Annotated in this window: 22 protein-coding genes and 1 tRNA gene; 15 read left to right on the top strand and 8 right to left on the bottom strand. The window is 49.6% G+C overall.

The window, feature by feature from the left end:
• Positions 1-3 precede the first annotated feature (3 nt).
• The gene (gene carB / locus ACO0LK_RS19360; protein WP_422977906.1) at positions 4-3,222 is read left to right on the top strand and encodes a carbamoyl-phosphate synthase large subunit; all 3,219 of its coding nucleotides are present in this window, start codon (positions 4-6) and stop codon (positions 3,220-3,222) included.
• Positions 3,223-3,349: 127 nt separating this feature from the next.
• Entirely contained in the window at positions 3,350-3,826 is a 477-nt protein-coding gene (gene greA, locus ACO0LK_RS19355) for a transcription elongation factor GreA (protein ID WP_186949377.1), read from the top strand.
• 197 nt (positions 3,827-4,023) lie between these two features.
• Here greA and ACO0LK_RS19350 read toward each other — a convergent pair whose 3' ends face one another.
• On the bottom strand, positions 4,024-4,500 hold the full coding sequence (locus ACO0LK_RS19350; protein WP_422977903.1) for a YhbY family RNA-binding protein: 477 nt from the start codon (positions 4,498-4,500) through the stop codon (positions 4,024-4,026).
• A 32-nt stretch (positions 4,501-4,532) separates the two neighbouring features.
• Here ACO0LK_RS19350 and ACO0LK_RS19345 point away from each other — a divergent pair, with 32 nt between their 5' ends.
• The 5 genes from ACO0LK_RS19345 (at position 4,533) to ACO0LK_RS19325 (ending at position 9,792) form a co-directional block, all read left to right on the top strand.
• Complete coding sequence (locus tag ACO0LK_RS19345; RefSeq protein WP_422977901.1) at positions 4,533-5,177, top strand: RlmE family RNA methyltransferase; 645 nt, start codon at positions 4,533-4,535, stop codon at positions 5,175-5,177.
• A 121-nt stretch (positions 5,178-5,298) separates the two neighbouring features.
• Positions 5,299-7,188, top strand: coding sequence for an ATP-dependent zinc metalloprotease FtsH (gene ftsH / locus ACO0LK_RS19340; protein ID WP_422977899.1), 1,890 nt, complete (start codon positions 5,299-5,301; stop codon positions 7,186-7,188).
• Positions 7,189-7,321: 133 nt separating this feature from the next.
• Positions 7,322-8,161: a dihydropteroate synthase gene (gene folP, locus ACO0LK_RS19335; RefSeq protein ID WP_422977897.1), complete on the top strand. Its 840-nt coding sequence runs from the start codon at positions 7,322-7,324 to the stop codon at positions 8,159-8,161.
• Positions 8,162-8,175: 14 nt separating this feature from the next.
• A complete protein-coding gene (gene glmM / locus ACO0LK_RS19330) occupies positions 8,176-9,522 on the top strand; it encodes a phosphoglucosamine mutase (protein WP_186949382.1) in 1,347 nt (448 codons plus the stop codon).
• Positions 9,523-9,715: 193 nt separating this feature from the next.
• Positions 9,716-9,792: transfer RNA gene (locus tag ACO0LK_RS19325), tRNA-Arg, on the top strand.
• A gap of 121 nt (positions 9,793-9,913) precedes the next feature.
• On the opposite strand, the gene ACO0LK_RS19320 is transcribed toward ACO0LK_RS19325, so the two are convergent.
• From ACO0LK_RS19320 to ACO0LK_RS19310, 3 genes are all read right to left on the bottom strand, one after another.
• Entirely contained in the window at positions 9,914-10,288 is a 375-nt protein-coding gene (locus tag ACO0LK_RS19320) for a GtrA family protein (protein WP_422977895.1), read from the bottom strand.
• Between the two features lie 12 nt (positions 10,289-10,300).
• On the bottom strand, positions 10,301-11,269 hold the full coding sequence (locus ACO0LK_RS19315) for a glycosyltransferase family 2 protein (protein WP_422977893.1): 969 nt from the start codon (positions 11,267-11,269) through the stop codon (positions 10,301-10,303).
• Positions 11,270-11,339: 70 nt separating this feature from the next.
• Entirely contained in the window at positions 11,340-13,112 is a 1,773-nt protein-coding gene (locus ACO0LK_RS19310) for an ArnT family glycosyltransferase (RefSeq protein ID WP_422977891.1), read from the bottom strand.
• A gap of 464 nt (positions 13,113-13,576) precedes the next feature.
• Here ACO0LK_RS19310 and ACO0LK_RS19305 point away from each other — a divergent pair, with 464 nt between their 5' ends.
• From ACO0LK_RS19305 to ACO0LK_RS19280, 6 genes are all read left to right on the top strand, one after another.
• Positions 13,577-13,906 (top strand): ArsR/SmtB family transcription factor, encoded by a 330-nt coding sequence (locus ACO0LK_RS19305; protein ID WP_422977889.1) that lies wholly within the window; start codon positions 13,577-13,579, stop codon positions 13,904-13,906.
• A 47-nt stretch (positions 13,907-13,953) separates the two neighbouring features.
• Positions 13,954-14,145 carry a hypothetical protein gene (locus tag ACO0LK_RS19300; RefSeq protein ID WP_422977887.1) on the top strand — a complete coding sequence of 64 codons (192 nt, stop codon included), beginning with the start codon at positions 13,954-13,956 and terminating at the stop codon, positions 14,143-14,145.
• A gap of 1 nt (position 14,146) precedes the next feature.
• On the top strand, positions 14,147-14,857 hold the full coding sequence (locus ACO0LK_RS19295) for an aquaporin (RefSeq protein ID WP_422977885.1): 711 nt from the start codon (positions 14,147-14,149) through the stop codon (positions 14,855-14,857).
• A gap of 19 nt (positions 14,858-14,876) precedes the next feature.
• Positions 14,877-15,308, top strand: a complete 432-nt coding sequence (arsC, locus tag ACO0LK_RS19290; protein WP_422977883.1) for an arsenate reductase (glutaredoxin) — start codon at positions 14,877-14,879, stop codon at positions 15,306-15,308.
• Complete coding sequence (gene arsH / locus ACO0LK_RS19285) at positions 15,274-16,011, top strand: arsenical resistance protein ArsH (protein ID WP_422978043.1); 738 nt, start codon at positions 15,274-15,276, stop codon at positions 16,009-16,011. The genes arsC and arsH overlap by 35 nt, the downstream gene beginning before the upstream one ends.
• Positions 16,012-16,755: 744 nt before the next feature.
• Positions 16,756-18,384, top strand: a complete 1,629-nt coding sequence (locus ACO0LK_RS19280; RefSeq protein ID WP_422977881.1) for a methyl-accepting chemotaxis protein — start codon at positions 16,756-16,758, stop codon at positions 18,382-18,384.
• 69 nt (positions 18,385-18,453) lie between these two features.
• Here ACO0LK_RS19280 and ACO0LK_RS19275 read toward each other — a convergent pair whose 3' ends face one another.
• Genes ACO0LK_RS19275 through wrbA form a run of 3 tightly spaced genes read right to left on the bottom strand, consistent with a single transcriptional unit; the run spans position 18,454 to position 20,910 of the window.
• Positions 18,454-19,863, bottom strand: coding sequence for an FAD-binding oxidoreductase (locus ACO0LK_RS19275; protein WP_422977879.1), 1,410 nt, complete (start codon positions 19,861-19,863; stop codon positions 18,454-18,456).
• A gap of 49 nt (positions 19,864-19,912) precedes the next feature.
• A complete protein-coding gene (locus ACO0LK_RS19270; protein ID WP_422977877.1) occupies positions 19,913-20,302 on the bottom strand; it encodes a DUF2069 domain-containing protein in 390 nt (129 codons plus the stop codon).
• Positions 20,299-20,910, bottom strand: coding sequence for an NAD(P)H:quinone oxidoreductase (gene wrbA, locus ACO0LK_RS19265; RefSeq protein ID WP_422977875.1), 612 nt, complete (start codon positions 20,908-20,910; stop codon positions 20,299-20,301). The genes ACO0LK_RS19270 and wrbA overlap by 4 nt, the downstream gene beginning before the upstream one ends.
• Before the next feature lie 75 nt (positions 20,911-20,985).
• Here wrbA and ACO0LK_RS19260 point away from each other — a divergent pair, with 75 nt between their 5' ends.
• Positions 20,986-22,242 carry a YihY family inner membrane protein gene (locus tag ACO0LK_RS19260; RefSeq protein WP_422977873.1) on the top strand — a complete coding sequence of 419 codons (1,257 nt, stop codon included), beginning with the start codon at positions 20,986-20,988 and terminating at the stop codon, positions 22,240-22,242.
• Positions 22,239-23,294 carry a GNAT family N-acetyltransferase gene (locus tag ACO0LK_RS19255; protein WP_422977871.1) on the top strand — a complete coding sequence of 352 codons (1,056 nt, stop codon included), beginning with the start codon at positions 22,239-22,241 and terminating at the stop codon, positions 23,292-23,294. Before ACO0LK_RS19260 ends, ACO0LK_RS19255 begins: the two co-directional genes overlap by 4 nt.
• An 8-nt stretch (positions 23,295-23,302) precedes the next feature.
• On the opposite strand, the gene ACO0LK_RS19250 is transcribed toward ACO0LK_RS19255, so the two are convergent.
• A complete protein-coding gene (locus tag ACO0LK_RS19250; RefSeq protein ID WP_422977869.1) occupies positions 23,303-24,721 on the bottom strand; it encodes an undecaprenyl-phosphate glucose phosphotransferase in 1,419 nt (472 codons plus the stop codon).
• Positions 24,722-24,734: the final 13 nt, after the last annotated feature.

Below are 24,734 nucleotides of genomic sequence, written 5' to 3'. Positions count from 1 at the left end.
AGAATGCCAAAACGTAACGACATAAAAAGTATTTTAATTATCGGCGCTGGCCCCATCATCATCGGCCAGGCTTGCGAATTCGATTATTCCGGCGCACAGGCTTGCAAGGCCTTGCGTGAAGAAGGTTACCGCGTGATTCTGGTCAACAGCAATCCGGCAACCATCATGACTGATCCAGAAATGGCCGATGTGACTTACATCGAACCTATCACCTGGCAGGTCGTAGAGCGCATCATCGATAAAGAAAAACCGGATGCGATCCTGCCTACCATGGGTGGCCAGACTGCACTGAACTGCGCATTGGATCTGCATCGCAATGGCGTGCTGACCAAATACAATTGCGAACTGATCGGCGCTTCACCAGAAGCCATCGACAAGGCGGAAGACCGCCTGAAATTCAAGAATGCCATGACCAAGATCGGCCTGGGTTCTGCACGTTCCGGCGTTGCACATTCCATGGACGAAGCCTGGGTAGTGCAAAAGGATGTCGGCTTCCCAGTCATCATTCGCCCATCGTTCACTATGGGTGGTACAGGTGGTGGTATTGCCTACAACCCGGAAGAATTCGAGACGATTTGCAAACGCGGTCTGGAAGCATCGCCTACCAATGAATTGCTGATCGAAGAATCGCTGATAGGCTGGAAAGAATATGAGATGGAAGTCGTGCGCGACAAGGCCGACAACTGCATCATCGTCTGCTCTATCGAAAATCTGGATCCTATGGGTGTGCATACCGGCGACTCCATCACGGTTGCACCAGCGCAGACCTTGACCGATAAAGAATACCAGATCATGCGTAATGCCTCGCTGGCAGTGCTGCGTGAAATTGGTGTGGATACCGGCGGTTCCAACGTGCAGTTTTCCATCAATCCTGCTGATGGCCGCATGATCGTCATCGAGATGAATCCGCGTGTGTCACGTTCATCTGCGCTGGCATCCAAGGCAACTGGTTTCCCTATCGCCAAGATCGCTGCCAAGCTGGCAGTTGGTTTCACGCTGGATGAATTGCGTAATGAAATTACAGGCGGTGCTACACCTGCTTCTTTCGAGCCTTCTATCGATTACGTCGTCACCAAGATCCCGCGTTTTGCATTCGAAAAATTCCCGCAGGCAGATAACCGTCTGACGACACAGATGAAATCTGTTGGTGAAGTGATGGCGATAGGCCGTACCTTCCAGGAATCTTTCCAGAAAGCCCTGCGTGGCCTCGAAGTTGGCGTCGATGGCATGAATGAAAAAACCCAGGACCGCGAGACTCTGGAAAAAGAACTCGGTGAGCCTGGCCCAGACCGTATCTGGTATGTCGGCGATGCTTTTGCCCAAGGCTTTACGCTGGAAGAAGTGCATCAACTGACGCATATCGACCCATGGTTCCTGGTGCAGATCAAGGACATCGTGGATATCGAATTGTGGCTGGATGAACAGTCACTCGACAGCGTCGATAAAGCCCTGATGCTACAACTGAAGCAAAAAGGTTTCTCTGATCGCCGCCTGGCAAAACTGTTGAAGACTACAGACACAGCGATTCGTGAAAAGCGTAAAGCTTTGAACGTGCGCCCGGTCTACAAACGAGTGGATACCTGCGCCGGTGAATTCGCGACGAATACAGCTTACATGTATTCAACGTACGAAGAAGAGTGCGAATCGAATCCGACTGACAAGAAAAAAATCATGGTATTGGGTGGTGGCCCTAACCGTATCGGCCAGGGTATTGAGTTTGATTATTGCTGCGTACACGCGGCATTTGCGATGCGCGAAGATGGCTATGAAACCATCATGGTCAACTGCAACCCTGAAACCGTTTCTACCGACTACGATACATCCGACCGTCTGTACTTTGAACCGCTGACGCTGGAAGATGTGCTGGAAATCGTCGATAAAGAAAAACCAGTTGGCGTCATCGTGCAATACGGTGGTCAGACACCTTTGAAACTGGCGCTGGATCTGGAAGCCAATGGCGTGCCTATCGTTGGTACCTCGCCAGACATGATTGATGCCGCGGAAGATCGCGAACGCTTCCAGAAAATGCTGCAAGACCTGGGCTTGCGTCAGCCGCCTAACCGCACTGCGCGTACTGAAACTGATGCGCTGGCACTGGCGCAAGAGATTGGTTACCCACTGGTGGTGCGTCCATCTTATGTTCTGGGTGGCCGTGCGATGGAAATCGTGCATGAGCAACGTGATCTTGAGCGTTACATGCGTGAAGCCGTCAAGGTGTCGCATGATTCGCCAGTCTTGCTGGATCGCTTCCTGAATGACGCGATTGAAGTTGACGTCGATTGCCTGTCTGATGGCGAGCGTACCTTCATCGGTGGCGTCATGGAGCATATCGAACAGGCTGGCGTGCACTCGGGTGACTCTGCATGTTCTTTGCCACCATATTCTTTGTCGCAAGAAACCATTGCTGAACTCAAGCGCCAGACTGCATTGATGGCAAAAGGTTTGAATGTCGTTGGCCTGATGAACGTACAGTTTGCGATTCAGCAGCAAGATGGCAAGGACGTGGTATTTGTACTGGAAGTGAACCCGCGTGCATCGCGTACCGTACCTTATGTATCGAAGGCCACTGGCTTGCAACTGGCGAAAATTGCTGCCCGTTGCATGGTCGGTCAATCCCTGGATTCACAAGGTATAGGCGCAGAAGTCGTGCCACCTTATTTCAGCGTCAAGGAAGCTGTATTCCCGTTCGTGAAGTTCCCAGGCGTTGATACCATTCTTGGCCCAGAGATGAAGTCGACCGGCGAAGTCATGGGTGTGGGTAAAACCTTTGGTGAAGCTTTCGTGAAATCGCAACTGGGTGCTGGCGTCAAATTGCCGACGTCTGGTAAGGTTTTCCTGAGTATCAAGAACAGCGACAAACCACGTGGTGTGAAAGTGGCCCGTGATCTGGTGGAAATGGGCTTCTCCATCGTTGCTACCCGTGGCACGGCTACGGCGATTGCGGCTGAAGGCATTCCAGTGTCGATCGTGAACAAGGTTGTTGAAGGTCGCCCCCACGTTGTGGACATGATCAAAAACAATGAAATCGCCCTGGTGATCAATACTGTGGAAGAAAAGCGCAATGCCATTACGGATTCGCGTGCGATTCGTACTTCGGCATTGATTGCCCGTGCAACAACATTCACGACTATTGCTGGTGCAGAAGCTGCGGTTGAGGGTATGCGTCATCTCAATGAATTGCATGTTTATGATTTACAAGGCCTGCATAAAACCTTAAACTGATAGAAACTACAGTGTTCCTGGCCTGGTGCCAGGAATGCTTGAACTTCGATACAGAGGTCACAAATGGCATCGGCAGTGCTGGTGTCTGATGTGGCCTCTGTATTTTACTTTTATGAGTGTGAATGCCATGAGTACAGTACCTATCACCAAGTTCGGCGCAGAATTGCTGAAGAAAGAATTGCATAATCTGAAAACCAAAGAACGTCCGGAAGTGATCAATGCGATTGCTGAAGCACGTGCCCAGGGCGATTTGTCTGAAAATGCTGAATACGACGCTGCCAAAGAGCGCCAGGCTTTCATCGAAGGACGTATTGCTGAACTCGAAGGCAAACTGGGTTCTGCCCAGGTCATCGACCCCAGCACACTGGATGCAGAAGGCCGTGTCGTGTTTGGCTCTACCGTACATCTGGAAGACCTGGAAACCTCGCAAAAGGTGAGTTACCAGATCGTTGGTGAAGATGAAGCCGATCTGAAACTGAGCAAAGTATCCATCACTTCGCCGATAGCGCGCGCGCTGATCGGCAAATATGCTGGCGATGTCGTCGGCGTGCAGGCGCCCGCTGGTGTGCGTGAATATGAAGTGCTGGATGTAATGTACGTATAATGCAAGTCAGAATGGCTGTGCCGGAAAAGTTGGTGCAGCTGTTTTGATGTGGTTTTTGAAGTGGATTGTGGTGCAGACTGTCGATGCAGCTTATTAATGGCACTGATGGCACTGCGGACATCACCCGGCCTGACTGCTGACATGGCCGGGTTGAAAACCTCTACATGGCTATGATGTATACGGCAGCCAGTGGAAATTTAGCTGTTTCCAAGAGATGCTTTTTTGGCACTGGATTGACGTGGTTTTGCACGTTTGACATTGCCGCCCTGGGTGACGCGTTCGTTACCCTTGACCATCACTTTTGATACGGTAGGCTTTTTCGTACCGCTGGGGCTAGGTTTGACGATAGTGACTTCGCGCATGCCTTTGCCTTTTTTGACTAATTTGGTTTCTTTCGTACCTTCCAGTTTTGGACGGTAAATCACCAAAAGTTTTCCGATATGCTGTACTGGAGCGGCTTTCAGCTCGGTGCAGATGGTATCGTACATACCTATACGTGCTTCACGATCATCGCCAAACACGCGTACCTTGATCAAGCCATGAGAATTCAGGCTGGAATCGATTTCTTTGATGACTGCAGGGGTCAGTCCAGCTTCACCTATGATAACGATAGGTTTCAGTGCGTGTGCTTCAGACCGGAGTTCGCTTCTTTCGGCGGGCGTAAGTTTTAACATAGTAATTCCTTTAAAAGCAGTATTTTACGCGAATGGCAAAGAATAAATTCAATCAAAATTGGGTTCACGACCATATTAACGATCCTTATGTGAAACTTGCACAGAAGGAAGGCTACCGCGCGCGCGCAGTTTATAAGCTAAAAGAAATAGATGAATCAGAAAAATTGATACGTCCAGGCCAGATTATTGTCGATCTGGGCGCAACACCTGGCAGCTGGTCACAGTATGCACGTAACAAACTGGCCGGCAAAGAGGGTGGCGGCATCGTCGGTGAAATTTTTGCCCTGGACCTGCTCCCCATGGAGCCTATCGCTGACGTGCAATTCATGCAAGGCGATTTTCGTGAAGATGAAGTGTTAAATTTGCTGGAATCAAAGCTGATCGGTCGTAAAGTGGACTTGGTATTGTCAGATATGGCCCCAAATCTGTCTGGTAACTCGACCGTGGATTCTGCGCGTGTCGAATATATTATCGAATTGGCAGTCACTTTTGCCAAGGCCCACCTCAAGCCGGGTGGGGCTTTGCTGGTGAAATGCTTTCATGGACCCAGCTATAACAACATCGTCACAATGTTTAAAGATGAGTTTAAAACTGTCGTTAACAAGAAACCGAAAGCCAGTAAAGACAAATCTTCCGAGATATTTTTGCTCGGACGGGGTCTGAAGAACCCGGATTAATGAATTTACCTCTTGATAATCCTCAATACCGCCAACATATGTTGGCTAGCAAGCTCTATCCATTGCGGGTAGAATGACTGTTTACAGTGTCAAATAGCGCACCTGCGTTCAAGGAGTTCTCGTGAATAATATGTTTTCAAAAGCTGCTATATGGGTTGTGGTTGCCCTGGTGCTTTTCACGCTTTTCAAGCAGTTTGATGGAAAAAGTATGGGTGCCGGTGTGACCTCGATACCGTATTCTGAGTTCTTGGACGAAGTTAAATCCAAGCACATTAAAGAAGCGACGATTGATGATGCCAACCGTACCGTGGTGGCAACCACCAATGACGGTAAGAAAATCAAGTCACAGCTGACCTTGTTTGATCGGGGTCTGGTTGGTGATCTGATTAATAATGGTATTAAATTTGACATCAAACCGCCGGAAGAGCAATCTTTCCTGCAACAGATTTTCATTTCCTGGTTCCCGATGCTGTTGTTGATCGGTATCTGGATATTCTTCATGCGCCAGATGCAGGGCGGCGGCAAAGGCGGCGCTTTCTCTTTTGGCAAATCCAAGGCAAGAATGCTGGACGATACCAATAACAATGTCACTTTCGGTGATGTTGCTGGTTGCGATGAAGCCAAGGAAGAAGTCTCAGAAATCGTTGATTTTCTGCGCGATCCTACCAAGTTTCAGAAACTGGGTGGCCGTATCCCGCGTGGTGTATTGATGGTTGGTCCTCCAGGTACTGGTAAAACCTTGCTGGCACGTGCGATTGCCGGTGAAGCCAAGGTACCGTTTTTCACTATTTCTGGTTCTGATTTCGTTGAAATGTTTGTCGGTGTGGGTGCTTCCCGCGTTCGCGACATGTTTGAAAACGCCAAAAAACATTCGCCTTGCATTATCTTCATTGATGAGATCGACGCTGTTGGTCGTCATCGCGGTGCCGGTATGGGTGGTGGTAATGATGAACGTGAACAGACACTGAACCAGATGCTGGTTGAGATGGATGGTTTTGAAGCGAATTCAGGTGTCATCGTCATCGCTGCAACTAACCGTGCAGACGTGCTGGATAAAGCGCTGTTGCGCCCAGGCCGTTTTGATCGTCAGGTATCTGTCGGCTTGCCGGATATCCGTGGTCGCGAACAGATCTTGAACGTGCATATGCGCAAAGTGCCTATTTCTGCTGACGTCAAGGCAGATATCCTGGCGCGCGGTACGCCTGGCTTCTCTGGTGCCGATCTGGCCAATCTGGTCAATGAGTCAGCTTTGTTTGCCGCAAGACGCAACAAGCGTCTGGTCGAAATGATCGATTTTGAAGATGCCAAAGACAAAATCTACATGGGCCCAGAACGCAAATCCATGGTCATGCGTGAAGAAGAGCGCAGGAATACGGCCTACCATGAATCTGGTCATGCGGTAGTGGCCAAGTTGTTGCCCAAGGCTGACCCTGTGCATAAAGTCACCATCATGCCACGTGGCTTTGCTCTGGGCCTGACCTGGCAGTTGCCGGAACATGATAATATCAGTGGCTATAAAGACAAGATGCTGGAAGAAATTTCCATCCTGTTCGGTGGCCGTATTGCGGAAGAAATCTTTGTCGGCCAAATGTCTACTGGTGCATCGAATGACTTTTCCCGTGCGACCAAACTGGCACGGTCCATGGTGACACGCTTCGGTATGTCTGACAGCATGGGCGTGATGGTGTATGAGGACAGTCAGAGCGAAGGTTATTTTGGCGGCCCATCCAAAACGATTTCTGAAGTAACACAGCAAAAAGTGGATGCTGAAATCCGTAATATTCTGGATACGCAATATGCGCTGGCACGCAAGATGCTGGAAGAAAATCGTGACAAAGTCGAAGCCATGACCAAGGCCTTGCTGGATTGGGAAACCATCGATGCAGACCAGGTCAATGACATCATGAACGGTGTTGATCCACGCCCTCCAAAACAAGGGCAGACGAATGTACGTTCATCGTCCGATAACTCATCTGGTGGCATTTCACCAAATGCAACCGCACCAGCCTGATGAAGCCGGGCTGGCGTAAGTCAGCCTGCGCGGTTATCAGCATGCGCTATATGGATTTGAATCAATAGAGCAGGTTTTGAATCAATAAATTAAGTAAGGGTGGGGTAAATCCTCACCCTTAGTTTTTTAAAAAATGAAATATTTCCAATGCGGGCGTTACCGCTTCCCTTTAGCAGGTGCGCAATCCAGAACCCTGGTAATGGGCATCCTCAATATCACGCCAGATTCATTTTCTGACGGTGGTAAATACATGAATCTGGAAAGCGCGATCATTCGTGCCGAACAGATGATACAAGACGGTGTAGATATCATCGATATCGGCGGAGAATCCAGCCGTCCCGGCTCGGTGCCATTATCACTGGATGAAGAACTAAGCCGTGTCATGCCTGTCATTTATGCCCTGCGTGATTGTGGCAAGCCCTTGTCCATTGACACCTATAAGCCGGAAGTCATGCGCGAAGCCTTGCTGGCAGGTGCGGACATGATCAACGACATACGGGGATTTCGTAGCGCAGAAGCGGTCGCCGCCGTGGCTGAAAGTGATGCCGGTTTATGCGTTATGCATATGCAGAATCAGCCGGCCGACATGCAGTTGAAGCCCGACTATGAAGATGTCAATCAGGAGGTTCTGCATTTCCTGACTGCCAGGGTAGAGGCGCTGCTTAATGCTCAGGTGCAACGGCAACGCATCTGCCTTGACCAGGGTTTTGGTTTTGGTAAAACTTTGGATCATAATGTATCCATGTTCACGCATATTCAGGCCTTGCAGACAGCCATGGATTTGCCTTTGCTGGTTGGTGTGTCGCGTAAGTCCATGCTTGGTGCGCTGACCGGGCGCGAAGCGCCCAACAGGCTGGCGGGTAGCCTGGCCGCAGCCCTGGCTGCGAAGCAGCGTGGTGCTTGTATAGTAAGGGTGCATGACGTGGCAGAAACCGTTGATGCGTTCAAAGTCTGGGACGCTTTGTCCAATTAAAAAAGAAAAATACAATGAGCAGAAAATATTTTGGTACCGATGGCATACGCGGCAAAGTAGGGCAGGCACCGATTACGCCAGACTTCGTCATGCGCCTGGGTTTTGCTGCCGGCAAGGTGCTGGCCCAGGCAGATGCCAGCGGTGATACCCGCCCCACCGTACTGATAGGCAAGGACACGCGCATTTCCGGCTATTTGCTGGAAGCTTCGCTGGAGGCTGGTTTTGCGGCTGCCGGGGTGGATGTCATGCTGTCCGGCCCGGCACCGACGCCGGCTGTCGCCTATCTGACGCGTGCCTTGCGCTTATCTGCTGGTGTAGTCATTTCTGCCTCGCACAATCCGTATGATGACAATGGCATCAAGTTTTTTTCTGGTACTGGCAACAAGTTGCCGGATGAGGTGGAACTGGCGATAGAACAAGAGCTGGAACGTCCCATGCAATGTGTCAGTTCAGAACGACTGGGCAAGGCGCGCCGCCTGAGCGATGCAAATGGCCGGTATATTGAATTTTGCAAGAGTACTTTCCCGAATGAGCTGGATTTGCGCGGCCTGAAAATCGTCGTCGATTGCGCCCATGGTGCGGCCTATGACATCGCCCCGCACGTGTTTCATGAACTGGGAGCCGAAGTGATAGCTATCGGCAATCAACCCAATGGTTTGAATATCAACGACGGTGTTGGCGCCACGGCACCAGATGCGCTGGCACTGGCCGTACGTGCCAACCATGCAGACCTGGGCATTGCGCTGGATGGCGATGCCGACCGCCTGTTGATGGTGGACCGCCATGGCAAAATCTACAATGGTGATCAGTTGCTGTACCTGATGGTGCTGGATCGCATGGCCATAGGCAGCGTGCAAGGCGTGGTAGGCACGCTGATGACCAATATGGCAGTAGAAGTCGCCTTCCAGAAAATGGGTGTGGGATTTGTACGAGCCAAAGTCGGTGACCGTTACGTGCTGGAACAAATGCAGGAACGTGGCTGGCTGTTGGGTGGTGAAGGTTCTGGCCATCTCCTGTGTCTGGACAAACATACCACCGGTGACGGTATTGTTTCGGCATTGCAAGTGCTGTCTGCATTAAGACGCAATGGTCAAAGCCTGGACCAGTGTTTTGACCAGTTGACCCTGTTCCCGCAGACATTACTGAACATCAAGGTGCCCGCAGGTTTTGACTGGCAAAAGAATGACAGACTGATGGCCGAAAAACAGAAAGTCGAAGCCGAATTGGGTAACACCGGCCGCGTGCTGATACGTGCCTCCGGTACTGAGCCGCTAGTGCGCGTCATGGTGGAGGCAGCTGATGGCGATGTGGCCGCAAGCACCGCCCGCCGCCTGGCTGATTGTATTTCGGCCGCCATCTGAGGAATTCAGTACAAAATGCAGAGAAATACAGGCCGCGACAGGTATTCATTCTTGAATCTGACTGCGATACCATGTACTATTCAGCCTTCAGTTTTTGACCAGTTGGTTGCAACTGCTGGGTGATGTAAAATCAGCATAGACGGCAGTAGTCATGTCGCTTATGTGCAGTAGCAAGCACAGGTCAATTCACAGACTGTCCATAGCTCAGTTGGATAGAGCACGAGCCTTCTAAGCTCGGGGTCGCACGTTCGATTCGTGCTGGACAGGCCAAAAGATTCTTAAAAAAACCGGACTTGATGGTCCGGTTTTTTGTTTTTGACTTGCGTTTGATTAGCGTAATATGCCAAGACAGTATTCGTTCATTGCAAACGGGTATGAAGTCATTGTGGATTTACCGTCGGAACACCCATTTCAATGACAAAATAAAATTAATCGCAAGCGCTGTAATGGATGAAATGGCCAACGAAATCAATGGATGAATAAGGAAACTTGCGGTCAGTACGGCATATACGCTGAAGTTAACGAAAAATCCCAAACCATTCGCTAAGGTGTAATTTAGCCAGCGTGAAAATGAATATACTGGCGATTTAAACGTCAAGGCGCTATTCAGTATCCAGGTTGCGGTGACTGCTAATAAAAATGATGGGCCTCTCGCTAATAGCGGATTCATTCCAAATTTTGCATTAAGAAGCCATAGCACACCAGCATCTACAATGAATCCCACTCCGCCAACCAAGGCGAATGAAAAGAAGGTCTTAAGTCGCATTCTTCAGAGACCTTAATTCAATGAAAGATAAAATAGCCGTTTTGTTTCTTTTCGACCCCTGCTTACACTATCAAGAATTAGTCCAGCACCCAGGGTTAGCGCAGAAAGTAGCATGACCGCTGAAGCCAGTATGGCCGTCGGAAATCTTGGGACCAGTCCAGATTTTACGAAATCGAGTATGACGGGAATTCCCAGTATAAGTGAGGCAACTGCTAACACTATCGATATCAAACCATAAAACCGCATTGGTTTGACTTGTGCAAACAGATGTAAAAGAATCAGGGCAATTCTTGAGCCATCCCTTAATGTGTTGAGCTTGCTAACTGATCCATCTGTTCTTGAGCCATAGATGCTGTCAATTTCTACAAGTGATAAACCTAAATCGAGAGCATGGACAGTGAGTTCGGTTTCTATTTCAAAGCCGGAGGAGAGGCAGGGGAAAGACTTTACGAAGCGTTTTGACATTACCCGGTAGCCTGAAAACACGTCAACCAGTGGGTACTTGAACATAGTGCTCATCGCCCAGCTAAAAGACAGGTTACCTAATTGGTGCCCGATTCTATAGGCTTTGTTGAGATTCTGTTCTGGCGTAACGCGACGTCCTACGACCATATCGGCATCCCCGGATATCACGGGTTGTATCAATTTATGAATGTCTGCACTGGTGTAAGTTGCATCTCCATCGACCATGACGCAAATGTCCCTGTTTGTTGCTCCAAACAATTTACGGATGGCATTGCCTTTTCCTGCTCTGCTCTCAAATAAAACTTTTGCTCCGGCCGTTCTGGCGACTTCGGCTGTGCGGTCTGTTGAGTTATTGTCACAGACAATTATTTCCGCATCTGGGAGCTCTTTCCTGAACTGAACGATCACTTCAGAGATTGCCAATTCTTCGTTTTTGCACGGAATGAGTACTGCTACCAAATGTGAATAGTCAGCCATTGGCGGAGTACTTGGTACTTGTTTTTCTTGAGATGTCATAAATATGCTTGTGCCATAATTTTCTAGCTTACTCGTAATTGGCTTCATTACGAGGCTACCTTAGAAGAGTTTATTTTTTTAGTGAATATAACTCTGCTTTGGGTGTGCTTTTAATCTGGATGAAATAGTCATTAAAGCCATCCGTATTTTTGATTTTCCTGGAATCATCGCTATCAGACAAGAGCAGCGCATTTGCACCAAATTGCCGTATCCTTTTATCCAGCTCTTGTCCTGAGATTCCTCTGAAATTTGTATATCTGCCAGGCCCAAAAACATCACCTATTGTCCCTCTTGGAAGGTAATACATATCGGACTCCAGACCAAATTGGACTAAGCGATATTCTGGATGTTGCTTAAGAAATTCGGCAATCTCGTAAGAAGGTATTTCTTTCCTTAAAAAACTATCGCGCTCTTCATTTGTTGTCTGAATCTCTTCCCAATGTTTTTTGACAGATGGCACAAGTGCGACGAAAAGTACTGTCAATATAAATATGGAAAGACTGTTTTTTACTATTTCTGAGCGTTTGGATGGATTTTTTGCATTGTCGCCGTAGATACGTTTTCTAAGGCCAAGAAAGAGCTCACGAATCACTACCGCAGTCAGTAGCGCCATGAATGGATACACTGGCAGCAGATACCTTGAATAATGTGATGTGACAAGCCAGAGAATAAACGTATAAAGTGAAATCAGAATCGCCGCACGAAATGGCGGGTAAGAAAATTTTGAACGAAAAAATAATGCGCCAACAGAAGGCCAGATGGCCCAGTTTGGCCAGTCAGCAACTCGCTTGATATCTGCAAGTTGAAGTTGCATATCCTGTTCATTCCACTGCCAATATCCGAATAGTTGGCCGGCAAGTGGATGTACAGGATTTCCTGAAACCAGATAACTCCGCAAATACCAGAAAAAACACGGGATCAAGAAAAAAACAGTTAACAAGGCCAAACGTGAGAGGCGTCGTTCTTTCAGTAAAACGATTATTGCCAATAATGGCGCAAACATCAGTCCTTGATATTTGATTCCGGCGGCAACGCCAATAAGAAAAGTGCCTATAAAAATTAAGTGTTCGTCTTTTCCTTCAAACCATAAGAAGACGCAAACAAATCCGTAAAAAATAAATAAACTCAGACCAAGATCAACGTAAGCATTGCTGAACTGCCCTAAAGCCAAAATTACGAACAGAAAAACGGATAAATTCGCAATTACGCCATCAAAATATTTTTTCCCGATTCTATGTATTCCGATAGTAATCAGTAGCCCAGAAAAGGCATGAAGCAAATGCGGCAAGACATCGTTATCAAACAGTATGCTTTCGGCATAAAGTAGATTGAAATTGAAAGGAAATAAGGGATATCTCAGCCATTGATTAACCGTTATTTTCTCGTTTAATGCCCATTCTTTGGCGTGGGGAAGGTGATACATCACTTCGTCCCAGGCGGTGGGAGGATGAAGTGGCCTGAGGAAAAGCTCAAAAAATAATACGATTAGTATCGAATAAAAAAACCAATGTGTTTTTGGCTGAATGGGCTCAGCGCTAAAGTTTTTACCGGTTGCAGCTAATTTTGCAGGCGAAAATAGGTAGTGAGATATCAGGCCGAATATGCCTATCGAAATAAGGCCAATCAGGTTCGCTTTGGTCAAAAAACCCAAAAATCCGAGCAGCTGCAACACGACAATATGAACACCAATTCCTACCGAAATTGTTAAAGCAGTAGAAAATAGTGCGTCAAATTTTACTAAATCAATCGCACGACGAAGCACCCAAATACCCATTCCAAAGCAACTGCACGCAAAAATAAATAGCTGGAAATAATTACTTAATATAAATTCGATTTTTTTCACAATTTTAAGGTCTGGAAGACGGCGTTTTGCGTGCCAATATAGATTTTTACATATTGCACATGGTAACTTCTTATTGCGTCGTTTTGGTGGGTTAGGAACTATATCGACTGACAAATAGCCTGATTCACATACATTGGTGAATGGATTGCAAGTATAAATGAAATCGCATCGGCGATTTGGCAAAACATTATTATTTCGCTGCTCATTCTCTGTTCAATAAGTAGCCGTTTTACCTTGGTCGAGTGTTATTTTCGCCTCTGAGTTTTTGACCCCGGCTAAATGCACGCCATTGTTTTCAGTCAGATTGATGTATCAGGTGCTTCAATTTTGATAGGTGCCGCTTGCATCTGGCAAGAGCAGGGCGTGACCAGTTGGTGCCGTTTCCATGACCACAAATTACTTTACTTTTGTTTGATGTTTCCATTATTATGGAAATGTAGAATTAAAATATCTTCTTGGAACCTATGGAAACAAAAAACGTATTGTTGGCATTGGCTGCCCTCGCGCAAGAATCACGTCTGGCACTTTTTCGTTTGCTGGTGCAGGTGGGCCCCGAAGGCATGGCTGCCAGCAAGATCAGTGAGCAATTGGGCATACCGCCATCGTCGCTTTCTTTTCATCTGAAGGAACTGTCGCATGCCGATCTGGTTGAGTCGCGTCAGGCGGGGCGTTTTGTGATCTATTCAGCGAATATTGCCACGATGAACCAGATGCTGGGCTTTTTGACAGAAAACTGCTGTGGCGGTAATCCATGCACACCTTTGCAGTTGCAAAAATGTGGCATTGCTGAATAGGCAACACGCCCTGGTACACATCCTTTTTTAAATTACTTAAACGACTTATGAACGTTTTATTTCTGTGCACTGGCAACTCTTGCTGCTCCATCCTTGGCAAAAAAATTGATGCCGTTTTCATGACCGCTTACCGCATGTTGCGCGCCCGTATTGAGGCTTTCCTGGCACTGCCGCTGTACTTGTTAATGGGCGACAGGCAGCAGTTCAAGCAGGCGCTTGAGCACATAGGCGCGACCTGAAATGACTATTGCACGACGTCTGGTTGCTGAAGGTCTGGGTACGGCATTTCTGCTGGCGGTGGTGGTGGGTTCTGGCATCATGGCTGAACGCCTGGCGGGCGGCAATGTCGCTATCGCCTTGCTGGCGAATGCGATTGCCACTGGTGCTGGCCTTATTGCCCTGATTTTGATGTTCGGTACGGTATCGGGTGCACATTTCAATCCTGTTGTTACGCTATCAGAAGCTTTTCAGAAGAATATGCCTGGCAAGGAAGTGCTGCCCTATATCCTGGTACAAGTGCTGGGGGCCTTTGCCGGTGTGGCTGCCGCGCATGGCATGTTTGAAAACCCGCTGTTCTTTGCATCTGAGCACGCGCGCACTGGCATGTCGCAATGGTGGAGTGAGTTTGTTGCGACCTTCGGCCTGATCGCTGTGATCATAGGCTGTTCTCGTAGTCGTCCGGCGGCAACGCCGTTTGCGGTGGCGGCCTATATCACGGCGGCTTACTGGTTCACTTCTTCGACCTCATTTGCCAACCCGGCAGTTACACTGGCCAGGGCGGCGACCAACACCTTTGCCGGTATCCGCCCGGCAGATGCGCCGGGTTTCATTATTGCCCAGTTGCTAGGTGCGGCTGCTGCAACGCTGGTATTTTGCTGGCTGTATCCGGCAGCAACCAAAGATGCCAAAGTTGCCGGTACGGTTGCTCCTGGCGATTTTGCAGGCAAATAATTATTTTTGACAGACACCTATGACCATTACCATTTACCACAACCCCAAATGTGGCACCTCGCGCAATACCCTGGCACTGATACGCAATACTGGTACAGAGCCTGAAGTCATCGAATACCTGATCAATCCACCCAGCAGAGACAAACTGGTGGAGCTGATCGCCGCCATGGGTACGCCAGTACGGGCGCTATTGCGCAAAAAAGGCACGCCTTACGAAGAGCTTAATCTTGATGACATCAAATGGACCGATGATGAGTTGATTGATTTCATGATGGCGCATCCCATCCTGATCAATCGTCCTATTGTTGCGACTTCCATGGGAACGCGACTCTGCCGTCCATCGGAGGAGGTACTGGATATCCTGCCGCTGCCGCAATTGGGTGAATTTACCAAGGAAGATGGTGAGAAAGTCATAGATAAGGAGGGCCAACGTGTCCACAAGCCTGCCTGATTTGCCTGCACTGAATGCTGAACTGTTTAAGTTGCCAAAACCAGAAAAACTCAGAGCAACTGACGCATCGACGCATGCACCACGTTTTCTGCTGCTGTACGGCTCTTTGCGTGAACGCTCCTACAGCAAGTTGTTGACGCTGGAAGCGGCACGCCTGCTGGAAGCCATGGGCGGTGAGGTAAGGGTATTTGATCCACATGGTTTGCCACTACCGGATGGCGCGCCAGATAGCCATCCCAAGGTTGTCGAATTGCGTGAACTGGCGCAATGGGCTGAAGGTATGGTCTGGACTTCACCCGAGCGCCACGGTGCGATGACGGGTATCATGAAGGCACAGATAGACTGGATTCCTCTTTCAGTCGGGGCTGTGCGGCCAACTCAGGGCAAGACGCTGGCGGTAATGGAAGTGTCTGGCGGCTCGCAATCTTTCAATGCGGTCAATCAGTTGCGTATACTGGGTCGCTGGATGCGTATGATCACCATCCCCAACCAGTCGTCTGTCGCAAAAGCCTTCATGGAATTTGATGATGCAGGCCGCATGAAGCCATCCGCCTATTATGACCGTGTGGTTGATGTGATGGAAGAATTGATGAAATTCACACTTCTGACGCGAGATATTGCCCCTTATCTTGTTGATCGCTACAGCGAGCGCAAGGAGACTGCGGAAGAATTGTCCCGGCGTGTCAATCAAAGATCAATCTGAGTTAACCGCTGGAACATGCTTTGTTCCAGTTTCTGCTTGCGCTTGGACACCTTCACTTGCCTGGCTTGAGCTGGCCGGGTCTCGATTATTTAGAATTCATTTCATAAATAGGTGCATGGTAAGTAGTTTATGGTGCAGACGCACAGTCCATTCAGGGACATAGTGTACGTCTTCTATCGGCTTCAATACATCAGTAACAGGTGGTCATCGGATGTCTGATCTGTTTGTTCTGTTTGCATGTTTTTGATCTGAGGTGCAGCGACATTTTATTCCGGCTGTTGTTTATGTCCCTCATGTTGCAATTCGTCATGTTCTCTTCATTTGCGTCTGTAAGGTTTCAGCTATACTTTATGAAAGCGCTGTTGCTTGCTGCGCAGGGAATTACATAATAATTTCAGGGGACATGATTCATGTCGGCATAGATTGGTCCGTGCGGGGCCGTTTGATTTTATGGGTACGCAGAACCAGTTTTCCTGCCACCTTGCATTGAACAGCAGGCCCGGCCTATCAAACTGCGTGTCGCTTTTCTGTCATGCCTTCCTCCCTTTGTTGGCTCGGTCAAATGCTGTTACTCATGGCTTTTTGAAGATATTTTTTCTGCAATATTTTGTTCTTGTCGTTATCAGGGCAGGCTAGGAATTAGTGCACATGTAGCCTCTGTTAAGGCCGGGTCAGTTGACATGGCTTGTTCATGGTGTACTGATTTTCAACCTCCGTTCCAGTGTTGGATATTCAGGGAAATGTATGAATCAATTATTACGCTTAAAAATTAGTGGTCGTCTTGCCCTGGGTTTTGGTCTGGTGATTTTTTTTGCTTCAGGCTTGCTGGTGCTGGGCTTGTTCCGCATGAGTCAATTGCAAGGCTCAACCAACTATATTTTTAATACCAAGGTCGCCAGCCTGGATGCTGCAACCGATATGCGTGAACAGGGCAGGGCACTGGCATTGGTGTTGCGAAAAATGACCTCTCCGAGCGACTTGGCCGAAGCAGAACGGGAAACCAAACGACTGACGAAGATACTGCAAGATTATGATCTGTTGGAAAATGCTGCCAGAAAACTGATAGATGACAACGAAGGCAAAAGTACGCTGCAAAATTCGGTTGAGCAAAAGCGCCAGGTGATGGCCATTGCCAACAAGATCAAAGGTCTGGTTGGTGAAGGTAATTATTTTGATGCAGCGTCGGTCTTGCAGACAGAATTCAATGCTCCTAACGAAAAATGGATGGTGTCACTGGGAGATTTGGCCCTGCAACAGCATAAGGCCATGAAATCCGCCTATGATGAGTCTGTAGATAATTACAAAAGCGCCAGAGCTGGTATGTTAATTATCGGTATTTTAATTATTGTGATAGGTTCTATCGCTGCCTGGTTGATTGCCAGAACTATTTCCGGTCCTATCAAATCATCAGTCGTGATTGCCGATCAGATTGCGCATGGCGATTTGACTAATGTAGTGACCATAACAGGCACGGATGAAATAGGTGATTTGCTGCGGTCACTGAGCAAAATGCAGGAAAACCTGCTCACGACCATCTCTAAAATCAAGGTTGGCACTGAAACCATTACCGTTGCCTCGCAAGAAATTGCATCGGGTAATGCAGACCTGTCCAGCCGTACCGAGTCGCAAGCCAGCTCGCTGGAAGAAACTGCCAGTTCCATGGAAGAACTGACCAGCACCGTCCGGCAAAATGCCGATAATGCGCGGCAGGCCAATCAACTGGTGGTATCGGCATCAGGTGTGGCGGTTAAAGGTGGTGCGGTGGTGGGGCAGGTGGTCAGTACCATGGGTTCCATCAAGGAAAGTTCACGCAAGATCGTAGACATCATTGGCGTCATTGACGGGATTGCCTTCCAGACCAATATTCTGGCCCTGAATGCAGCGGTAGAGGCCGCCAGGGCAGGTGAGCAGGGCCGTGGTTTTGCCGTGGTAGCGGCCGAAGTACGCAACCTGGCGCAACGCAGTGCCAGTGCCGCCAAAGAAATCAAGTCGCTCATCAGTGATTCGGTGGATAAGGTAGACCAGGGTAGCAAGCTGGTGGATGAAGCAGGCAAGACCATGGATGAAATTGTCACCAGCGTTCAGCATGTGGCAGACATCATGAGCGAGATCACGGCGGCGAGCCAGGAACAGAGTTCAGGTATAGAACAGGTGAACCTGGCGATTACGCAAATGGATGAAATGACGCAACAGAATGCGGCCCTGGTAGAACAGGCTGCAGCGGCGGCAGAAAGCATGGAAGAGCAGGCAGGAGAATTGACAAAAGCAGTCAGCGTCTTTCAGTTGCCACGAGAGCTAAAAATAGAAAGTGCGGCTTCCTTGCCAGGCAATGGTCTGCGTTCACAAAACATGCGGCGACTGGGGCATCAGTAAGCGTTTCGTAGCGGGGCATTAGCCCCGTTTTTTATTGGCTGCAATTTGATTTGCTGATGCTAAATCTGCTTAAATCAGTTTGCCCGGATTCATTAAATTATCCGGGTCCAATGCTGCTTTGATGTTGCGCATCAAAGATAATTCCAGTGCCGATTTATACAGGGTAATTTCTTCCCGTTTAAGCATACCCAGGCCGTGTTCGGCTGAAATTGAACCGTTCAGGCCATGCACTCTGTCATGCACAATACGGTTGATCGCCTGTTGCTGTTGAATGAAGTCCACATCGCGCATGGCTGCGGGTGCTGATACGTTGTAATGCAGATTACCGTCGCCCAGATGGCCAAAGCAAACTATCTGACATCCGGGGAAGGCCGCGTGCAGGGCGGCATCGGTCATACCGATAAAGGCGGGTATATCTGAAATGGGGAGCGAAATATCGTGCTTGATATTCTTGCCTTCCATCGCCTGTGCAGCAGAGATGTTTTCACGCAATTGCCACAAGGTTTTTGACTGACTGATGGAAGTGGCACAGACGGCATCGCTTGCATGACACTGTTCCAGTGCTTTTGCCAGCACGCTCTCCAGCAGGCCATTTGCATGTTCTTCCGATTCATGATCAGAAATTTCAAGCAGAGTGTAATACGGGCTGTTACTGTCCAGCGGTTTTTTCAGCAGTGGAAAATGTTTCAGCACCAGTTGCAAACTGAAATCGGAAATTAATTCGAAACCTGTCAGTGTCGGCCCCAGGTCACTGCGTGCCAGATTCAGCAATTGCAATGCAGCGTCAGCCGAGGGTACTGCAGCCAGTGCTGTCAGGCTGGCACGTGGTTGCGGAAAAAGTTTCAATACTGCGGCGGTGATGATGCCAAGGGTGCCTTCGGCGCCAATGTACAAGTCCCGCAAGTCATAGCCGGTATTGTCTTTGCGCAGACTGCGCAAGCCATTCCAGACTTCGCCTTTTGCCGTGACGACTTCCAGCCCCAGGCATAATTCCCTGCTATTACCGTAGCGTAGCACTGCGGTGCCGCCGGCATTGGTTGCCAGGTTGCCGCCTATGGTGCAACTGCCTTCGGACGCGAGTGATAAGGGAAATAAGCGCTGATGCGCTTCTGCTGCTGCCTGCACATCTGCCAACAGGCAGCCTGCTTGCACTGTCATGGTATTGTTGTTGACATCCACTGCCAGCACACGGTTCATGCGTTTGAGTGAAAGAATAACCGACTGACCGGTCTGGTCTGGCACGCTGCCCAACACCAGGCCGGTATTGCCGCCTTGAGGCACACAGGGAATGCGGTGTTGCGCGCACAAGGCCATCAGTGCTGCCACTTCTTCCGTAGTTGCGGGTAGCAAGACCGCCATCGCCTTGCCGGTATAACGGTGGCGCCAGTCGGTCAGGTAGGCTTGCTGATCAGATGCGCTGGTCAGCACATGGTTCTGACCTATGATCTGTGCGCAGGAAGCAAGAAATCCGGAGTTCATGGCTGTCCGTCATCGCAGGTAGCGGGTTGTAGATGTATATCAGATTGCATCACTGTTCGGCGGCCTTGGTTTTTGCCAGTGCTTTCGCCGCTTTTTTCAGAGGGCGCAAATAAAAAATCGTGCTAAAGAAGAAAATCAACGACAGTGCCACTTCACCCCAGGCCAGCATGGCAGACAGTGCAAGCTTGTCACTGGTGGCCCTGACGATACCTTCAGTAAAATACAACCATATCAGCATGGATGACCATTGCATGGTGTAGTTGTCTTTTTTCAGTACGCCGCGTAGTGGGATCAGCAGAAAAAATGCCTTCATCACCATCCACGAGCCACCGGGACGCAAGGGTGCAATGATCCATTCCCATAGCAGGCAGAGTATGAACAGGGCAATCAGGCTTGCAGATGCTAGCAGGTAGTAAGGTGCGGCGCGTGTCGTGCTCATGTCGCGGCCTGCAATTTGCGGCTGGTTTCGGCCAGACGCTTACCCAATGCAATGGCCAGCTTGCGGCTATCTTCCGACAGCGGCAGTGTGCCATCCTTGCCGGACCAGTGCGTTGCGCCGTAAGGGCTGCCGCCAGTCGAGGTGGTCATTAACTCCGGATGGCTGTAAGGCAGGCCAAGCAGTAGCATGCCATGGTGCATCAATGGCAGCATCATGCTGAGCAGGGTAGATTCCTGGCCGCCATGCAGACTGCCGGTAGAGGTGAATACGCAGGCCGGTTTGCCGCTGAGTGTCCCAGACAACCAGTCGGCGGCAGTGCCGTCAAGAAAGTATTTCATGGCAGCGGCCATGTTGCCGAAGCGGGTAGGCGAGCCAAGTGCCAGGCCTACACATTCTTTTAAGTCTGACAATTCGACATAGGGTGCGCCTTCTGCCGGCACATCAGGTGCTGTGGCTTCAGCAACCGTGGAGACCGCAGGCACGGTGCGCAGGCGGGCATTGCAGCCAGGTACGCTTTCTATACCCTGGGCTATCAGCTCGGCCATTTTCCTGGTATTGCCGTGCCGGGAATAAAATAAAACCAAAATCGTGAGTTCTTGTGTAGTCATGCTTGTATTATATGAGTCTTTATTCTTTGACCCTCAATAAAATAGAGGGCACTTTTATTTCAAGCAGCAAAAACTATGCGTGGTCTGTCGTGGAAACAAATACTCAATCTGTTCAAATTCGCCCTGCAACGCCTGCAAGAAGGGCGCTTGCCGCAAGTTGCCGGTAGTCTGACCTTTACCACCGTGCTTGCACTGGTACCGATTCTGACCGTCGCACTTGCTATTTTTACTGCTTTTCCCTTGTTTAATACTTTCCGTACATCGCTGGAAGCGTATTTTATTCAAAGTCTGATGCCTAAGGGGATTTCCAACACCATTCTTGGTTATCTGACACAATTTGCCACCAAGGCAACCCGTGTTTCTGCCATCAGTGGCGTGGCCCTGATGGTGACTGCCCTTACCACCATGGCAATGATAGACAAGTCCTTTAACCAGATCTGGCAGGTCAAGCGTTCGCGACCATTTTTGCAAAGATTGCTGGTGTATTGGGCCATTGTAACGCTGGGGCCTTTGCTGGTTGGCGTTTCACTGACATCCACGTCTTACATCTTCACCGCAACCACAGGGGTAGTGGGCTCCGTGCCTTTTATCGGCGGTGTCTTGTATACCATTACGTCGATTTCATTTACCACTGGTGCTTTTGCCCTGTTATACCTGATCGTGCCAAATCGCTCGGTAGAATGGCGTGATGCGGTCTGGGGAGGCCTGTTTGCCGGTATCGCCTTCGAAATTGCCAAGCGCATCTTTGCCAGTTTTGTGATTCAATTTCCCACCTATACCGTCGTGTATGGGGCGTTGGCTGCCGTACCTATCTTTCTGGTCTGGATTTATGTGTCCTGGCTGATTATTCTGATCGGTGCGGTGATTGCCGCTGCCTTGCCTGTCGTGAAGTTTGAACGCTGGTGGCATGTGCCTACGCCGGGTAGCGCATTTGAAGATGCTGTCTGCATCTTGAAAGTGCTGGTTGACGCACGCACGGCAGATGCGGGTGCCGCCGTCAATGTGAATGCCATTCGTACCGAAACCCGCCTTGGTATCGATGAAATTGAAGGCTTGCTGGAACGCATGTCTGAAGCCGGTTGGGTGGCACGGGTGAATGCAAATACCACGACATCAAGAAGTCGTTTCTGGTTGCGCAAGAATGAAGCCGGTGCCGAGTTGTGGATCTTGCTGCTCAATCCTGCCAGCCTGCATCTGTCTGACGTATACCGCCTGTTCGTGTTTGATGCGGCGCGGCGCAGCAGCTTGTCCAGCCTGGTAGATCAGAGTATAGAAAACGGTTTGCGCACGACGCTGCACGACTACTTTGCAGTGGCGGAGTCTGCGCAATGAAATTCAGCCTGATTCAGACCAGCGAACTGGATCCGGAAGTGCTGCGGCAATGGATGGCGCTGCGCCACAGTAGTCAGATGTACGACAGCCCGTATTATCACCCCGCCTTTGCCGCTATCGCCGGCCATGCCCGCGCAGATGCCAGGGTTTTGTTGTGTGAAGAAGATCATCGCCTTACCGGCATCTGGCCTTTTCATGCAGTAACTGCATCGCGTGCAGTATCCATAGGTGACTTTTTATCCGATTATCAGGGGCCGGTGCGCCTGCTCTCGCAAAACTGGAAAATGACGGATGTATTGAAGGCCATGCAGTGCAGGCACTTTGGTTTTAACCACATGCCGGTTGAATTTACCGATTTTAAACACCATGCGTGGATAGAAAGCCAGTCTCATACCCTGGATTTGACGGGTGGCTATGATGCCTATGTGCAGCGCCTGTCAGAAAAAAGAGATGCGTCGCTGATGAAGAAGGTAGCGACCAATGAACGAAAACTGACTAAAAAATATGGTGAATTGCGCTTTGAAATGCAAAGCAGCGATCTGGGTGATTACCAGACTTTGCTAAAGGGTAAAAGCCAGCAGTTTGAGCGTACTGTCGGTGCGGCGCATGACATCTTCCGGGTGGATTGGGTATGCCAAGTGCTGGAAGAAATCCGGCTCGCCAATGAACCTGGGTTTGCCGGTATGCTATCTACCCTTCATGCTGGGGACAAACTGATTGCCGCACATTTCGGCATGCGTTCAGAGAAAGTACTGCATTACTGGTTCCCCTGGTATGACACGACCTACGCAGAATTTTCACCTGGCCTTGTCATCCTGGCGCAATGCGCAAAACATGCGGCGCAACTGGGCTTGACGTCGATTGACCTGGGTAGAGGTGATCAGGCGTATAAATTGCGTTTTGCCACCGGGGCAAATGCCTTGTGTGAAGGGGCGATCAGCTCGCCAGCCGTGATAGCCATGGCGCAGGCCGGTGTGTATCGCAGCAAGCAGTTTTTGAAACAATCCAGCCTGGGGCAGCAATTACGCAAATGGCGTCAGACCAAAGCCTGATGCCGTTTTCAATATGCGTTTTTATCGCCAAGTACGACTTTCATTGTGCGCCAGATAATTACGATATCCAGCCAGATTGACCAGTGCTGTATATAGTACAGGTCATAGTCTATGCGTTCTTCCATTTTTTCCAGCGTTTCTGTTTCGCCACGCAAGCCGTTAACCTGCGCCCAGCCGGTGATGCCGGGTTTGATTTTGTGACGGAACATATAGCCACTCACCAGTTTGCGGTACAGTTCATTGTGTTCAATGGCGTGCGGGCGCGGCCCTACCAGACTCATTTCACCACGCAAGACATTGAATAACTGCGGCAGTTCATCCAGTGATGTGCGGCGCAAGAAACGTCCAAATGGCGTGACACGCGGATCGCCTGCTTTCGCCTGTATCACCGGCGCATCGGGCGATGTTTGGCGCATACTGCGGAATTTATATACATTGATGGGGCGTCCGGCTATGCCATAGCGTTTTTGTTTGAACAGCGCCGGACCAGGGGACCCCAGTTTTACCCCTATGGCGATCATCAGCAATACCGGTGAAAGCACGATCAGTCCAAACAAAGAGCCAAATAAATCCAGCAGGCGTTTCGGAAGTGCAGCCAGTCCGATGAAGGGAGTTTCGGTTGATGCCAGTACTGGCCGACCTGCCAGCTCACGCAATTGTATGCCGGGCATGCCAAAGATCAGCGATTCCGGCACAAAATAAGTGGATACCGTGCTGTCTTCCAGAACCGCGATAATTTCCGCCAGCTCCGGTGGTTCTTTGGTATTCATGCCTATGAAAACGACGTCCACATTCGCATGGCCGGTTTCCTGGTCGACGATCCAGTCCGTGGCTTCACTCAAATCTCCCAGGCGTCTCAAATTACTGGGAGGGCGGGATTCATTCCGGTTATCAAAAAAACCGACCACATCAATCGCTGCCAAAGGAGTCCTGCGTAGCGATTCAACCAGGTCTGCGCAGGCGGAATTAGACCAGATCAGGACCGCCTTGCGGCGCCTGGACGGGTTGGAGTAGTAAATCACCGCGATGCTGCGCATGAACAGGGCGGTGCAGGTGAGGCTGAAAGGGGTAACCAACAGCCAGGTCAGCATTACCGCACGTGACAGTTGTTCCGACGTCTTGTCGACATAGGCACTCAGCACGACGATCATGAACACCACGAACCAGCGTGCGGCAATACTGGGGAAAACCGTCAGCAGACGTTTTTCTTGCAGGGTATTGAGCATCTGATGACTGGAAAACAAGATGATACTGGCCAGTGTCGCGATCAGCATGCGTACGCCAAAGATGTCTGGATCGGCATGCTCGGAATAGATGATGATGCCAAACAGCGTCAGATAAATGGTCGCGGCGAAGGCGACGCCGGTCAGCGCAGTCAGAACTTGCGCGGGCTGTGAGGGATTTGAAGCTGATGACGCATTAACCATGGATGCCAGTGTT

It is taken from the genome of Undibacterium sp. Ji49W, from assembly GCF_049340205.1.
Taxonomy (GTDB): Bacteria; Pseudomonadota; Gammaproteobacteria; order Burkholderiales; family Burkholderiaceae_D; genus Undibacterium.
Note: the sequence above shows the minus strand (reverse complement) of the source record. Positions and strands in the feature narration are given on the sequence as shown.